General features: G+C 39.6%; 13 protein-coding genes. 5 read left to right on the forward strand and 8 right to left on the reverse strand.

The features are described 5' to 3' along the window. From B4C08_RS08125 to B4C08_RS08135, 3 genes are all read left to right on the forward strand, one after another. Positions 1 to 3,044: RHS repeat-associated core domain-containing protein (locus B4C08_RS08125; RefSeq protein WP_296664326.1), on the forward strand; the 3,044-nt coding region annotated here is incomplete at its 5' end. A 308-nt stretch (positions 3,045 to 3,352) separates the two neighbouring features. Continuing rightward, on the forward strand, positions 3,353 to 4,924 hold the full coding sequence (locus B4C08_RS08130; RefSeq protein WP_296664327.1) for an RHS repeat-associated core domain-containing protein: 1,572 nt from the start codon (positions 3,353 to 3,355) through the stop codon (positions 4,922 to 4,924). 1 nt (position 4,925) lies between these two features. Then, entirely contained in the window at positions 4,926 to 5,702 is a 777-nt protein-coding gene (locus B4C08_RS08135; RefSeq protein ID WP_296664328.1) for an NADase-type glycan-binding domain-containing protein, read from the forward strand. A 649-nt stretch (positions 5,703 to 6,351) separates the two neighbouring features. On the opposite strand, the gene flgG is transcribed toward B4C08_RS08135, so the two are convergent. Together flgG and flgF are read right to left on the reverse strand one after the other, a co-directional pair. Then, a complete protein-coding gene (gene flgG, locus B4C08_RS08140) occupies positions 6,352 to 7,146 on the reverse strand; it encodes a flagellar basal-body rod protein FlgG (protein ID WP_295800637.1) in 795 nt (264 codons plus the stop codon). Between the two features lie 16 nt (positions 7,147 to 7,162). Continuing rightward, positions 7,163 to 7,963 carry a flagellar basal-body rod protein FlgF gene (flgF, locus tag B4C08_RS08145; protein WP_296664329.1) on the reverse strand — a complete coding sequence of 267 codons (801 nt, stop codon included), beginning with the start codon at positions 7,961 to 7,963 and terminating at the stop codon, positions 7,163 to 7,165. 160 nt (positions 7,964 to 8,123) lie between these two features. On the opposite strand from flgF, the gene B4C08_RS08150 reads away from it, so the two are divergent. Both B4C08_RS08150 and B4C08_RS08155 read left to right on the forward strand, forming a co-directional pair. Next, entirely contained in the window at positions 8,124 to 9,536 is a 1,413-nt protein-coding gene (locus B4C08_RS08150) for a putative bifunctional diguanylate cyclase/phosphodiesterase (RefSeq protein ID WP_296664330.1), read from the forward strand. 165 nt (positions 9,537 to 9,701) lie between these two features. Beyond that, positions 9,702 to 10,994 (forward strand): glucose-1-phosphate adenylyltransferase, encoded by a 1,293-nt coding sequence (locus tag B4C08_RS08155; RefSeq protein WP_295800626.1) that lies wholly within the window; start codon positions 9,702 to 9,704, stop codon positions 10,992 to 10,994. A 105-nt stretch (positions 10,995 to 11,099) separates the two neighbouring features. Here the strand turns inward: B4C08_RS08155 and rho are convergent, their stop codons facing one another. From rho to B4C08_RS08185, 6 genes are all read right to left on the reverse strand, one after another. Next, positions 11,100 to 12,872 (reverse strand): transcription termination factor Rho, encoded by a 1,773-nt coding sequence (gene rho, locus B4C08_RS08160; protein ID WP_296664331.1) that lies wholly within the window; start codon positions 12,870 to 12,872, stop codon positions 11,100 to 11,102. A gap of 255 nt (positions 12,873 to 13,127) precedes the next feature. Next, positions 13,128 to 13,544 (reverse strand): bactofilin family protein, encoded by a 417-nt coding sequence (locus B4C08_RS08165; RefSeq protein ID WP_295796277.1) that lies wholly within the window; start codon positions 13,542 to 13,544, stop codon positions 13,128 to 13,130. A gap of 38 nt (positions 13,545 to 13,582) precedes the next feature. Next, positions 13,583 to 13,951 (reverse strand): HU family DNA-binding protein, encoded by a 369-nt coding sequence (locus B4C08_RS08170; protein ID WP_296664332.1) that lies wholly within the window; start codon positions 13,949 to 13,951, stop codon positions 13,583 to 13,585. 10 nt (positions 13,952 to 13,961) lie between these two features. Then, positions 13,962 to 14,240 carry a 30S ribosomal protein S20 gene (gene rpsT, locus B4C08_RS08175; protein WP_295796282.1) on the reverse strand — a complete coding sequence of 93 codons (279 nt, stop codon included), beginning with the start codon at positions 14,238 to 14,240 and terminating at the stop codon, positions 13,962 to 13,964. A gap of 51 nt (positions 14,241 to 14,291) precedes the next feature. Continuing rightward, positions 14,292 to 14,465, reverse strand: coding sequence for a hypothetical protein (locus B4C08_RS08180; RefSeq protein ID WP_013701598.1), 174 nt, complete (start codon positions 14,463 to 14,465; stop codon positions 14,292 to 14,294). 236 nt (positions 14,466 to 14,701) lie between these two features. Continuing rightward, a partial coding sequence (locus B4C08_RS08185) for a lysophospholipid acyltransferase family protein (RefSeq protein ID WP_296664333.1) occupies positions 14,702 to 15,103 on the reverse strand: 402 nt, incomplete at its 5' end.

A 15,103-nucleotide genomic window follows, 5' to 3' on the forward strand; every position in this document is an offset into this window, starting at 1 on the left:
AATACAAAACGCCAAACAATGATTCTTCTGGGCATCATGAATTATGGCATGCCGTTACCAGCAACAAGGTAACTTTTGACGCTGGCGATGACTCCGTTATCCAGACTGTGCTTCAAATCGACGGACTTGGCCGTGCGGTCAGAACTGCAAAGTCCGGCTTTGTCAACGGCAGGGACGGCTGGAACGCGAGCGGCGCGGTCGAGTACGACAGCAAGGGAAGAGCCACAAAGGAAGGCATGACGGAATTCATACAGGGAGACATTCAGACGCTTCTTGAATCCGTGCCAAAAATGACAGCTTTATATACCGCTTATGAATACGACGAGAAGGACAGGCAAATTAAGACTACCCTGCCCGACAGCTCTATGCAGTCAAGTGCCTTTTATATAGAAGAAAACAGGCTAATAACAGAGACAGCCGACCCGCTCGGAAATGTGTCTGCGCAGGAGACAGACAGCCGCGGAAACATTGTCCGAATAGCGAAAAAGGACGCACATGGAAAACTGCTCACGCAGGCAACTTACCGCTATAATGCTATGGGCGAAATGCTAAAGGCCTTTGACGCGAAAGGACACCCGATAACGGCGGAATACGACCTTCTTGGTCGCAGAACCGCCCTTGAAAGCAAGGACTCAGGACGGCAGGAATTTTTCTATGACGAGTGCTCCAGCCTCGTGCGCGAAAGCAGCAGCGTTCTGCGCGAAAGCAACAAACAAATTCTTTACGAGTATGACGGGCTGAACCGCCTTATAAGAATTGATTATCCCGACACGGAAGATACTGTTTATACCTACGGAGGCGCAAACAGCACGCATGGAGCGGCAAACAGGATTCTGTCTGTAACAGACGCAAGCGGCTCACTTGAGTACGAGTATGGAAAGCTTGGCGAAGTTATAAAAGAAACCAGAACACTGGCAACACACCTGAACGGCAGCAATCCGACAGAGACCGCCGTCATGGAATACAGAAGCGACTACCTCGGCAGAATGCAGTGGATAGCCTACCCCGACGGAGAGAAAGTAACCTACGACTACGACAACGGCGGTCAGGTAATTTCTGTAACAGGCTCTAATTATGGAAACGAATTCAACTATGTGACAAACATCCTCTACGACCAGTACGGACAAAGAACGCGCATAGACTACGGAAACGGAACATTCACAGAATATAATTATGACCCTGCGCGCAGATGGCTTGATTCAATTAAAACTGAAAACAAGTGGGGGCAAAGTTACCAGAATATAGCCTATAGTTTTGATGCGGTCGGCAATGTCCTTGGTTACGAGAATGATTGCCTTGGCGACGCAAGCGGAAGCTACACAACAAGGCAGGCATACTCTTATGACAGTTTGTATCAATTGATAAAAGCGGACGGCGAGACGACCTACAATCCGTACCAGTCCAGCGTGCCGGAGTTCAAGTCTAACTATACACAAACCTTTACTTTTGATAGTATTGGACTTGGAAACATGACAAGCAAAGTTTCGTTAGAAAGCATAACGCCTCAGAAGACTATCGGTGATAATCTGAACTACAGTTTCAAGTATGTATATGACGAAAACTTTGCCCATAGGCTTGTTCATGCAGGCGAACGTTATTATAAGTACGACGCAAACGGAAACATCGTCTGCGAGCAGGACGGAGCGTTTGACGGCTCTGATGAAACCGTTACTTATCATAAAATAACACAGGAAGCTGACGATGTTTATTCAACAGATTACGGCTGGGGATTATTTAAAGAGGAAGATAAAAGCGGTGGCGGAAACGGAAAAATAAACGGCACTAAGTACAAGCGCACCTATAAATGGAACGAGCGTAACCAATTAGTTTCAAGCGTGGATGACAGCTACAGCACCGCCTACGTCTACGGACAGGACGGACAGCGGAGCAACAAATACACGCAGAATTCCGAGACATTATATTTTAATAAGATGTGGACGCTCCACACAGACAGCGGAAACAATGTCTACGGCGGACAGACCGCAAAAAACATATATCTTGGAGACACGCGCATTGTAACCAAGCTCAACAGCGGCGACGAGCCGACCTACAACGAGGAGTACTACAAGCAGTACTACTACCACTCTGACCATCTCGGCTCTGCCTCGCTCATCACAGACTACAAGGGCGATGAGTACCAGAGAATTGAGTACACGCCTTACGGCGAGACCTGGGTTGAGAATACAAGCAACACTGGGCTTGAGTACCTGCCGTATAGATTTACCGCTAAGGAACTCGATGAAGAAACAGGGCTTTATTATTATGGCGCGCGCTATTTAAATCCAAGAACAAGCCAGTGGATAAGCACAGACCCGGCGCTGGGTGAATATATACCTGCAGCTCCAGTGAATGACGAGGCAAAGAAAAACAACCAGAATCTGCCGGGTATGGGAGGTGTGTTTAATCACATCAATGCTAATTTGTACCACTACGCAGGGAATAATCCAATCAGATACACTGACCCAGATGGAAGGGAAGATTTCATTCCATTTACATCTTTTTCTAGTTTTGTTTCTTTTTTGTTTACCAAGGATGCAAATTTCAAAACTATAAAAACTTATGGAGACTCATTATCTGGCGATGCTTCTGCACAAATTTTAGCCAACACAATTACAAAAAATGCAGTCAATGAGATTATCAAAAATACAGGTGAAAATATAAAAAGTTCTGGAGAGATTTTCTTTGAAGCCTCCTCTAAAACTGCAGGAATAATCTCAGAAGTAACAGGAGATATTGCATTAGCTGGATTTGCTACTGGTCAACCTGAAATAGCATTTTCCATGGGCAGTATATCTACAATAGCTGGAGGTGCAGAAATTCCTCTACTAGGATTAAAAGCTTTATGTACTGGAAATAAAAAAGATATGGAAAAATTTAAGTTAACAACAGAATCATTTGCACTATCTATAGGAACTAATTATGGAATTTCAAAGGGAATTCAATATGGTTTCAAAGATTCTGTATCAACATTCAATGCTGATGCAACTGCTGCATTTACTGATAAAATTTTACAAAACTATATGAAAAATGAGGATGATAAATGAAAACAAACTTTAATTCATGTGAAATTTTACTATTTATTTTGGGATTAATTTGCTATATAGCATATAAACAAACAAAGGTTAATTTTTTATTAATAGTATTATTGCTAGATGGAATATCATGGGGGGGGGGAGTAGGTATAATTAATAAATGGAAATGTTCTAACAAAGAAGATCCTATATGGCTTTATCATTTTGTAAGATTCGTAGCAATATTTGGAGGCTTAATCTCATTTATAATATTTTATACAGTATACAAAATTTTTTATCACTAACAAAAGATCGCGTTTGATTCTGACGGGCTTGGAAACATGACATCCAAAATCTCAACAGAAACTGTATCGCCAAATAAGGCAATCGGAGACAGCCTGAACTACAGCTTTAACTATGTCTACGATGACAGCTACGCCCACCGCCTGACAAGCGCGGGCGGCCGCTATTACAAGTACGACGCTAACGGAAACATCGTCTGCGAGCAGGACGGCAGCTTTGAGAGCGGCAGCGAAGAAACCGTTTACCACAAGATTACGCAGGAATCAGAAAACGTCTACTCTACGGATTATGGATGGGGATTATTTAAAGAGGAAGATAAAAACAGCGGAAAAGCAAGCTCCGCTAAATACAAGAGAACCTACAAATGGAACGAGCGCAACCAGCTTGTAAGCTCTGTTGATGACAACTACAGCACAGCCTACGTCTACGGACAGGACGGACAGCGTTCTAATAAATACACGCAGAATTCCGAAACGCTTTACTTCAACAAAATGTGGACTCTGCACACCGACAGTGGTAATAATGTCTACGGCGGACAGACTGCTAAAAATATTTATTTAGGTGAAACAAGGATTGTCACAAAGCTGAACAGCGGTGAGAATCCGACTTACCATGAGGAGTATTACAAGCAGTATTATTATCACTCAGACCACTTGGGAAGCGCAAGCCTCATCACGAACTATAAGGGCGACGAGTACCAGCACATTGAGTACACGCCTTATGGTGAGACCTGGGTTGAGAAGACAATCAACAATGGATTGGAGTATCTGTCGTACAAGTTCACAGGCAAGGAACTCGATGAAGAAACAGGGCTTTATTATTATGGCGCGCGCTATTTAAATCCAAGAACAAGCCAGTGGATAAGCACAGACCCGGCGCTGGGTGAGTATATTCCAAGTGCTGGAAAGGCGACTGCCAGCGATGCAGGCAGCCTGCCGGGCATGGGAGGAGTTTTCAACACAGTGAATTTGCAGCTGTACCACTACGCTGGGAATAATCCAATCAGATTTACGGATCCGGATGGAAGGGCACAAAACGTAGCTCAAAAAATTGCAACGTCAGCGCTAAAATTTATTTCTAATCATTCTAAGACTGCTCGAACTTTTATAAAAGAACATACGTCTATTCAGATTCAACGAAGTGTTGATGATAACGGTCAAAACGGAAAATATTTTCAATCTAAAGGAAGTATTTCTTTTTGTGGAATTCCATTAAACACAATTGATGTTCAATCTACAGCAGACTGGAAAAGTCAAGTAGATGCTGGTAAAGGTGGAACCATCGATGTCGGAACTTACACAGGAACATTATTGAATAAATCAGGAAGTTATGAAAACGCAATTAGTATTACCGGCAATAATGTAAAAGAATCTGATGCTGTCTTATGTCATCCAAATGTCAAAACGGCTCTAGGCGAAACTGAAGAATATGGAAGTGGTAGTGCAAAAGGTAGACCTTTAAGTCTTGGATGCCAAATTTCTCATCTTGAGGATTTTAATGAAGTTACTAATATCTTAAAAGATGTAGGATTTGAATATGGTGTTGGAAAAGATGCATGGGCTAAAGGTGATACAATAAAGATTAATATTGCGGCACCAAAGGAAGATTAAAATGAAGAAGATAAGTTTTTTAATTATATATATATTAATTGCATTCGTTTCATATGCAAATGAATTTTACAATGGTTTTGATAACAGTTCATTTAAGTCAATAGTTTTTAAGCCTTCGAATAAGGTTTCCTTTTATAATGATGCTGATGATAATCCAGATTTATTATGGAATAATGATTTTGTTTATTCGTTAACAGATTATGAAAAGGCATATATTTTAACCATAAGTAATGAAAATTGTAATAAAAGATTTTATGCTTTAAAATCAGATTTTTGCTTAATTTTATATGATTGTGAAACGAATGAATGTATATTCACAGGGGCTTCTATATCATTTAATCAAACTGAAGGACTGTTTTTCCCCTCATTCATTTCAGCGACTTCTGAGTTGAGAGAAGGTAGTAAGGTTTACACAGTACAGAATTTATCAAATTTTAAGTTAGATTCTCCGTGGTGTGAAGCGTCTGAAGATTATGGAATTGGAGAAAAAATCAGATTAAGTATAAATGCAAGAAATCTTATAATTATATCAGGATATGTTTCCGCGAAGAAATCTTACCTGTTTGAGAATAATTCAAGACCAAAGATAATTACTATATCTTTTTTGAAGTCAAAAATACAAAAAGAATTTGAATTAAAAGATTCTCCTAACCCTCAGATTATTAACTTGGATGGATTATACAATGAAGAAATAGAAATTGTAATCAAGGATGTATATCTTGGAAAAAAATATAAAGATACATGTATCAGTACAATATTTTCAATGTATCTTAATTAGTTTTTTCCTTAAACTTTCAAGTTTCTTTAAAAGAAACTTGAAAGTCGCTGCCGCAGGCTCCCGAACAATGAGTTCCCCCCCCCTGAGGAACAGTCTTCCGTAAAAGAAAGAACCGTCGGGAGTTTTTTTTGTTCATAAAAAAACTTCCTTTCCAAGATGAAAACCGCAGGAGAAGGACATGTCAGATACAATTCAACTCGAACAAAAGCAACATCTTTAAGCAGCACTTTAGTTACTGTTGGCAGTAAACTTAATCAATTGGAAAAATCTGTAAAAGAATATTTTACTGATAAAATATTGTCGAACTATGACTATGAAGAGAGTGTGAAGTCCTTTCTGTAAATTCAGCAGGCTGCGGTAAAAAGTTTTAATGCGGATAAATCCCGCAAGCAGCTGACAGCCACTGTTATTGATTCGAATATAAAATACAGTTGATTTTTTATCAAGAGTTATTTTTTTAAGACAGCTTCCCCCGACGGGAAGCTGTCTTTTTTTTTGAGACTAGTCAGGCAGACGGCCTTCATACATTATGCACATCTCACCGTAGACCTGGCCCCAGCTGTGAACCGGCTGAGTCCATTTTTTTGTCGCCTCAAAAGTCGCAAGATAAAGAGCCTTGAGCAGAGCCTGGTCGCTAGCTATTCAATTTTTAACGCTTAAGTCCGGCGGCTGTCTGAAGCATATTGTCGCTAGTTTGAATTGCCTTTGAGTTGAACTCATAAGCGCGCTGGGCAACAATCATCTGAACCATTTCATTTACAACAGAAACGTTGCTCATTTCAAGGAACTTATGCTTTGTAATTCCCATTCCGTCAATTCCAGGACGTCCGGCAATTGGGTCTCCAGAAGCGTTTGTAACTTTGTAAAGATTGTCGCCTGTGTTTTCAAGTCCGACTGCATTCGGAAATCTGTAAAGTTCAAGCTGGCCGACTTCAATAGGCTCAAGCTCACCGTTTACTTTTACGTTTACTCTTCCGCCATCAGAAATAGAAAGAGTTTCAAGCTGAAATCCTTCCGGCATGATTATCTCAGGCATTACGCGCAGTCCGTTTGCCGTTACAAGCTGCCCGGTTGAATCAACCTTGAATGAACCGTCTCTTGTGTATGCCCAGCTTCCATCGTACTGTTGAACTCTAAAGAATCCGTCTCCGACAACAGCAACATCTGTGTCAACTCCTGTCGCCTGCAAAGAACCTTGGGTCATAATACGCTGTGTGGCTCCAACTTTAACACCGCTTCCCATCTGATGCCCAACAGGAGTTACAGTGTCTTCCGTAGCCGGAGTTCCTGCAAGCTTTACATTCTGATAAAGAAGATCTTCAAATTCAGCGCGATGCTGCTTAAACCCAGTTGTGTTTACGTTAGAGAGATTGTTTGAGATTGTGTCTATATTCATCTGCTGGCCGTTCATTCCTGTAGCGGCATTCCATAAACTTCTTACCATTTTCTATTCCCTCTTATTAGCGGTTTACAGTAACAACTTTAGACCAAAGTGTGTCCATCATGCTGTCTTCTGTCTGAACTGACTTCTGGTTCGCCTCGTAAGCCCGGTTTACTTCTATCATCTGAACCATTTCATTTACAACATTCACATTGCTTGCTTCCGTATATCCTTGCAAAAGACGCGGACGCTCATCACCTTCTGCAACATACGCATCTCCAGAAATTTCATTTGAATTCCAAAGCGAAGAGCCTTGCTTTTTTAGGAAACGCTCGTTTTCAAAGCGGACAACTTTTATTCTGTCCACAAGCTCGTTGTCTTCATTTGTATAAATCATTCCGTCCTGATTTACAAAAAACTTGTCATTAGGAACATGAATCGCTCCGTTTTCACCAAGAACAGGATAGCCTTCCTTTGTCAAAAGAATTCCTTCTTTTCCAAGGTGAAAATTTCCGTTGCGAGTATAGCGTTCGCCAGCCGGAGTCTGAACTGCAAAAAATCCTTCTCCGCCTAAAGCCATGTCTGTTTTTGTATCTGTTGATTTAAAAGAGCCTTGAGTAAAATCTGTATAAAGCTCATTCGTTTCAACGCCAAGCCCTATTGAACCGATTATTGGAGCCGCATCCGCAGAACCAAAAGGTGTTTTGTACACGCCGTCTGCCGCAGTCCTTCTAAGCAAAAGCTCGCTGAATTCCTTGTTTACAGGAATTTCCTTTTTAAAGCCTGTTGTGTCTACATTCGCAAGATTATTCGAAATTGTGTCCAGCCTGCTTTGCTGAGCGTTCATTCCGCTTGCTCCGATATACCAGCCTCTAATCATAACATAACCTCAATTAGTTTATCGGAATCCGAGTAAAAAAGTTAAGCTAAATCAGATCAAAGCAAATATCATGTATTTTAAACAAAATTTTCCTTGTTTTTTGAAGAATTGCAGTTTATACTTTATTCATTCTACTTAATTTTTTTACGAGATTATAAAAATGTACAGTCCACGTTTTGCCGCAATGATTTTAATTTTTTTTGCTACACTGATTTGCTTTGTAATAGCTCTTCTTCTACTGATTCTACATAAAAAAAGCTACATGATTGAACACGACAACATAACCGGGCTTCCTGCATACAGGCACTTTGAAACCGATGCAAAAAAGCTTCTAAAAAACGCGCTTCCAAACGAATACATGATTCTTTCTCTTAATGCAGACAATTTTAGAATCATAAACGACACTTACGGAATTCTCTGCGGAAATGAAATTTTAAAGCTTTTAGGGCATCACTTTAAATCCCAATGCGGAAAAAATGAGTTTGTGTGCAGGTTTTACGCAGACAACTTTGTCTTCCTTATGAAAAACATGGAATTTTTCTGGGACATAGAAGAGCGCGTATACAACATGACAAATGTAGACAATATCGTAAAAAAATATCTTCCTCCAAAATATCAGTTTACATTCAGCGCGAGCATTTACCGCATAGAAAATCCGCTGGACGACATAGAATCCATGATAGACAAGGCGAACCTAGCTCAAAAACTATACAAAAATCATTTTGCGACCCACAGAGTAATCGAATATACAAGCGAGCTGAAAGATTCCCACAATTGGAACAGGGAAATAACGCTTTCTATGGAAGAAGCTTTTGAAAATAAAGAGTTTGAAGTTTTTTACCAGCCAAAGTTCAAGTTTGAAGACGAAACTGTAATCGGAGCAGAAGCTCTTATAAGATGGAACAATCCGCGCAAAGGTTTTCTTTCGCCTGCAAGATTCATACCGCTTTTTGAAGACAACGGTTTTATAGAAAAAATCGATAAGTTTGTGCTGAACAGAGTCTGCCTTTTTCTTGAAGAATGGAACAAGACTCCCGAAAGCAAAAGCCAGCCGCTTACAATTTCATTCAATCTAAGCCGCTACAACCTTTACAACCCGAATTTAATCAGCGACCTAAAGCAAATTTCACGCAGCTACGACATTGGCGACAACAAAATAGAAGTCGAGCTTACAGAAAGAATCATGATTGATAATCCAAACCGACTTATAAAAATAATGAGCGAAATTAAAAAAGCAGGATTTTCTGTTTCCGTAGATGATTTTGGAGCTGGATATTCTTCACTGAACCTTTTAAAGAATATGCCGGCTGATGTAATAAAGCTAGACAAGGAATTTCTTTCGTCCCAAGAAGAAAACAAAAATCAAAAGGAACGAATTATCATAACTTCTGTAATCGAAATGGCAAAAAAACTCAACATAACAACAGTCGCCGAAGGAGTCGAAACAAAAGACCAGTGCGAAATGCTAAAAACAAGCGGCTGCGACATTGCCCAGGGATTCTATTACGCCAAGCCAATGCAGGAAAAACTGTTCAAGGAATTCCTCGGAATGAAAGAAAAGCAGAGTGTTTAACTTTTTTCAGAAACAGCTTAAAAAATAATTTTTTTTGGAAGTTTCGTATAATAAAATCAAGATATTTTGTTGCAAAATTCAGAAAGTGTTTTATAATATTGAAAGAACATTTCAAAAAATTTGGGTATAAATCTCAAGTTTTACCAAGCGGAGGAATTTAATAATATGGCTTTGAAAAACACAGAAGAACCAAGAGTTCTTGCAATCATTTTGGGCGGAGGAAAAGGAACAAGACTCTACCCTCTTACAAAAGAAAGATCCAAACCAGCGGTTCCTTTCGGCGGAAAATATAGAATTGTAGATATTCCTATTTCAAACTGCATCAACTCTGGCTACAAAAAAATTTATCTTTTAACACAGTTTAACTCTGCGTCGCTCCACCTGCACATAAATAATTCCTACAACTTTGACCGCTTTTCAGACGGATTTGTAGAAATTCTTGCAGCAGAGCAGACTCTTGAACATTCAGGCTGGTATGAAGGAACAGCAGATGCAGTCCGCAAAAACTTCGGACATTTTAGAGTTCAGCGTCCAACACATTACATAATCCTTTCAGGCGATCAGCTTTACAAGATGAATCTCAAGGATTTTATGAACAAGCATATTGAAAGCGGCGCTGAAATCACAATCGCAGCAAAAGCTGTAAACCGCCGTGATGCTTCTGGATTCGGAATCATGCAGGTTGACGACACAAACCGCATTACAGCTTTCATGGAAAAGCCGGCTGCTGACATGAACATTGACGCCTGGAAAATTCCAGAAAAATCAAGAGGCGATCTTCCTGCAAGCCTTGAATATCTTGCTTCAATGGGAATTTACATTTTCAACGCTTCAACAATGGAAGAGCTTTTAAGCAATGACAAGACTGACTTTGGAAAAGAAATTATTCCAATGGCAATAAAGTCAAAGCAAGTCAACAGCTACATTTTCAACGACTACTGGGAAGACATTGGAACAATTCGTTCATTCTACGAAGCCACATTGGATCTTACAAATCCTGTTCCAAATTTCAATCTTTACGAAGAAGACAAGCCTATTTACACACAGATGCGCAATCTTCCGCCGAGCAAAATCAACAACGCAAACATGACTGCGACACTTGCAAGCGAAGGATGTGTAATTGAATATTCACGCGTGCAAAAATCCGTAATAGGCATCCGCTCTATAATAAACGAAGGCTGCGATTTGAACGGCGTTGTAATGATGGGCGCTGACTTCTACGAAAGCGAAGAAGACAAAGCTGAAAACAAAAAGAAGAAAATTCCAGATCTTGGAATCGGAAAGAACTGCAAAATAAACAAAGCAATCATTGATAAAAATGCACACATCGGAAACAACTGTTGCATAAACATCAATGGAAAAACTTATGAAGACGGAGATCACGGTTTGTTCTATAGTTCAGACGGAATCATCGTTATCAGAAAAGGCGCAGTTATTCCAGACGGAACAGTAATTTAAAAAAAAGAAGGCTGTCATTAGACAGCCCCACTTTATATTGCACGGGTTTTTATAAAGAAAGTGCCAAAAATGCACAAAAACATCTTTATAAAACCGTGCTTTTTTTTATTCTTCAGACAAACCGCCAGGATTCATTGACGCAAGGAAAGCCTCGTTGTCCTTTGTCTTTCGCATTTTGTCACGGATAAGTTCAAGCATATCGGCGTCATCCATAGGATTAAGAACTTTGCGAAGAATCCACATACGCTGAAGTTCAGCTTCAGAAAGCAAAAGCTCTTCTTTTCTTGTGCCGGATTTTTTAATATTAATTGCCGGGAACAATCTGCGCTCAGCAAGTTTTCTGTCAAGATCGATTTCGCTGTTGCCAGTTCCCTTGAACTCTTCAAAAATAACTTCATCCATGCGGCTTCCAGTTTCAATAAGCGAAGTTGAAATTATTGTAAGAGAACCGCCCTCTTCCACATTTCTAGCCGCGCCAAAAAATCTCTTTGGCTTGTGAAGCGCGTTTGAATCAACCCCGCCGGAAAGGACTTTTCCAGAAGTCGGAACAGTCTGGTTGTACGCACGTGCAAGACGAGTTATAGAATCAAGGAAAATAACAACATCGCGCTTATGCTCAACAAGGCGTTTTGCTTTTTCCAAAACCATTTCAGCAACCTGAACATGGCGAGTCGCCTGCTCATCAAAAGTTGAAGAAATAACTTCCGCATGAATAGAACGCTCCATTTCTGTAACTTCTTCCGGACGCTCGTCAATAAGAAGTACAATCAAATAAACTTCTGGATTATTTACAGTTATGGCATTTGCAATTTTCTGCATCAATGTCGTTTTTCCAGCTTTTGGAGGAGCAACAATCAAAAGACGCTGACCTTTTCCAATCGGAACAAAAAGATCAACAATGCGTGTGCTAAGTTCTGTTGAAACTGTTTCAAGTCTAAGTTTTTCATTAGGATAAAGCGGCGTAAGATTTTCAAAAGGAACACGAGTCTGCGCAACATAAGGATCTTCAAAATTCACAGTTTCAATGCGCAAAAGTGCAAAGAATTTTTCACCTTCCTTAGGGCTTCTTGTCTGACCATAAATTGTGTCGCCAGTTTTTAAGTTGAACAAGCGGATTTGACTTGGTGAAATATAAATGTCATCAGGACCAGGAAGATAAGAGTTCTGCGGACTTCTAAGAAAGCCATAGCCATCAGGAAGAATTTCCAATGCACCAGAAGCAAAAATAATTCCGCCGTGTTCCGTATGCGCACGTAAAATTGAAAAAATCAAATCCTGCTTTTTCATAGGAGCCATTTCATCAGCAGAAATTCCATACTGAACGCCAAGCTCTCTAAGTTCCGGCATGCTTTTCTTTGTAAGGTCATTAATCAAAAGACGTGGCTTTGACTCATATTCCTCTGGATTTTCAATTTTCTGGGCAGCCTGAACAGCCTCTAGCCTAGCCTGAAGATTTCTTTCATAATTTGTGTTGTTGTAACGGTTGTTGTTGTAACGCCGGTTTCCATAGCGATTGTTGCCGTTCCATCTTCTGTTATTGTCATAACGCTGGCGAGGCACATAATGCTCTTCATGGCTTGAATCAGAATTTGATTCTGAAGATTCATGGTGGGACTGAGTTTGTGGCTCAGATAAAGATTCAGAAGTCGCAGAACCATTTTCTTGTGACTCAGAAGAAGATTCATCTGAAGCCTCTGGCTCTACGCTTTCTTGTTCAGCTGATTTTTTTACTATCCGCCGTCTTCTTACTTTAGGAGGATTTTTCGCCTCATCTGATTCTGTAGATTCAGGATTTTCATTTCCTTCCAACTGGCTTGCGGCTTCTTCGGTCTGAATTTCCGCTGCTTCATCTGAATTACGGCGTTTTATAATTGCCATAGATTACTCCAAAATAGGCATCCCAAAAGATATGGCATGTCGTTTTTATATGCAAGAACTGCAATAATTTTTATGATTTTTAATTTCAAAAAAGCCAGAATAAAAGTTTCTAGCATATTTTATAAAAAACCCAGCAAAAGGGAATTTTTGATAAATAAATATTTTCGGAAAAATAAAAGAAATAAAATTACTAATAAAACAGTTTTATTCTAATCTCAATACTGCATTTTTGTCAATAAAAATTAACTTTGAAAATTACCTAGCTTCATTTGACTGCATAATAAGAGAATTTTTATATTCTTCCGAAGCAACAGAAAAAATATCAGAGGCAGGAATTTCATCAATCATGGAAATTTTTCCTTCAAATTCCACTCCGTCAGAAATACGAAGCCTTGCAGCTTTTAAATCTCCGTGAACCTTGCTTCCATCACAAAGTTCTATACGGTCTTTTGCTTCTATATCTCCAGTTATTTTTCCTGAAACAACAATTGAATTTGCGCTCATTTTGTCAACATCGCAAACCGCAGTTTTTTCAATTTCAAGATTGCCAGATGCGTTTATTGTTCCATGAAATTTGCCAGTAATAACAAGATTGTCTGAAAATTCCAACACACCGTCGAATTCAGTCTCTTGTCCAAATACTGTTAAATTTCCAGCGGAAAATCCTGACATCAGCACACCTCTTGAATCTTAAAAACAAAAAAAAGTTTTTAATTCTGCTCATTGGAAACTTTGCTCACGGGCAAATCCCATAAAGCCTTTTTCAATTCCTGACCAGAGCGGAAAGCAACGACATAATGAGGAGCAACAGAAAGCTGCTGTCCTGTTTTTGGGTTGCGGGCATTTTGTCTTCCTTTGCGAAGCCGTGCCTCAAACGTTCCAAAGCCACGCAATTCAATTGTATTACCATTTTTTAGAACTTCTTTCATCTGATCGAAAAGATTTTCCATAATAGTCTGAACTGCAAGCTTTTCGTATTTCGTATTTTGATAAACAGCTTCCAACAAATCGTTTTTTGTAACTTTTTTTGAAGACATTTCAATACCACAAACAAAAGGATGCTGTTTTTTTAACAACATCCTTAAAAGTTTATTTTGCAGCTGCAAAAGTTACATTGTAAAGAATAGCCATGCGGCTCTTTTTGCGTGCGCAAGCATTGAGTTTTATTACACCCTTGCGGTATGCATTGTCAAGCTCTGAATGAAGAACTTTGAGTTTTTCCTGAGCAAGGGGCTGATCCTTTTTAAGGATAGCTTCCATGTATTTCTTCAAGCTTGTATGTATTCTAGACTTAACAGCCTTGTTGCGCATTCTGCGAACTTCGCTCTGTGCATGTCTTTTTTCTGCAGATGTTTTCTTTACTGACACAGGATACCTCCGAATAAATTCCTATGAAAATACCGTTTACGGCTTTGATTTTTATTTAAAATCTTTAGGTCTGCGCTCAATGCGTTTGCATTTCTGGCATTCTGCAAGATTCTTGAGTTTTCCGTTCTCAAAAAAAGTCTTCATTACAATTTCACCGCCGCAATCTGGGCAAATAAATTTCTGTGTTGCAACAGTTGTACGAGAGTTCTTACTGGCTCCGGCCATCGTCTTCCTCCATAGTAGATTTGCAGCTTCCCATAAAAATCGAAAGCCTTTTTATTTGAAAGAAACAGCGGCGATTCAGAATGGACAAACCTTAGAAACAACCACAGATTTCTTTATATGTTCTAGAAATATACACAATTTAACATTTGTGTGTCAAGAACAGAACAGCAATTCTAAGCAAAATAAAACTACAAATATCCAAATTTTCAGTATAAAATCACTGAAAAAACTCAAAATTACACAACTGAAGATGCCACAGGAAGCTTACGCCACTCTTCAAGCTGATTTTTTATAAGCTCCCGGGATTCTTCAAGAATTCGCTTTTCATCTTCCTTTGTTTCAGGAAAAGGATAAACTTTTAGAACTTTTACACGGTAAGTGCCTTTGTGAAGATTCCTAAAAAGAGAATTAAGCCTTGAAATTTGCCATCCTCCATCAAGAGCGCAAACTGCAACAGGAAGTTTTGTACTTTCAACCAGCCGCCTGAAACCGGCAGCATAAAACTGCCCTATATTTCCGTCGCGGGTTCTTGTTCCTTCTGGAAAAATTACAGGAATTTGTTTTTTTTGCAATACCCGGGAAGCAAAGCTATCTATAGAAGACATTGCGACAGAAGGACTTCCATGGCGAGGAATCAT

It is taken from the genome of Treponema sp. UBA753 (assembly GCF_002297325.1).
GTDB lineage: Bacteria > Spirochaetota > Spirochaetia > Treponematales > Treponemataceae > Treponema_D.

What these genes read in the sequence shown, in the direction of transcription:
- B4C08_RS08150 (WP_296664330.1), top strand. Translation starts at nt 8,124, where the DNA reads ATGTACAGTCCACGTTTTGCCGCAATGATTTTAATTTTTTTTGCTACA.
- B4C08_RS08130 (WP_296664327.1), top strand. Translation starts at nt 3,353, where the DNA reads ATGACATCCAAAATCTCAACAGAAACTGTATCGCCAAATAAGGCAATC.
- B4C08_RS08165 (WP_295796277.1), bottom strand. Translation starts at nt 13,544, where the DNA reads ATGTCAGGATTTTCCGCTGGAAATTTAACAGTATTTGGACAAGAGACT.
- B4C08_RS08135 (WP_296664328.1), top strand. Translation starts at nt 4,926, where the DNA reads ATGAAGAAGATAAGTTTTTTAATTATATATATATTAATTGCATTCGTT.
- rho (WP_296664331.1), bottom strand. Translation starts at nt 12,872, where the DNA reads ATGGCAATTATAAAACGCCGTAATTCAGATGAAGCAGCGGAAATTCAG.
- B4C08_RS08170 (WP_296664332.1), bottom strand. Translation starts at nt 13,951, where the DNA reads ATGTTGTTAAAAAAACAGCATCCTTTTGTTTGTGGTATTGAAATGTCT.
- B4C08_RS08180 (WP_013701598.1), bottom strand. Translation starts at nt 14,465, where the DNA reads ATGGCCGGAGCCAGTAAGAACTCTCGTACAACTGTTGCAACACAGAAA.
- flgG (WP_295800637.1), bottom strand. Translation starts at nt 7,146, where the DNA reads ATGGTAAGAAGTTTATGGAATGCCGCTACAGGAATGAACGGCCAGCAG.
- flgF (WP_296664329.1), bottom strand. Translation starts at nt 7,963, where the DNA reads ATGATTAGAGGCTGGTATATCGGAGCAAGCGGAATGAACGCTCAGCAA.
- B4C08_RS08155 (WP_295800626.1), top strand. Translation starts at nt 9,702, where the DNA reads ATGGCTTTGAAAAACACAGAAGAACCAAGAGTTCTTGCAATCATTTTG.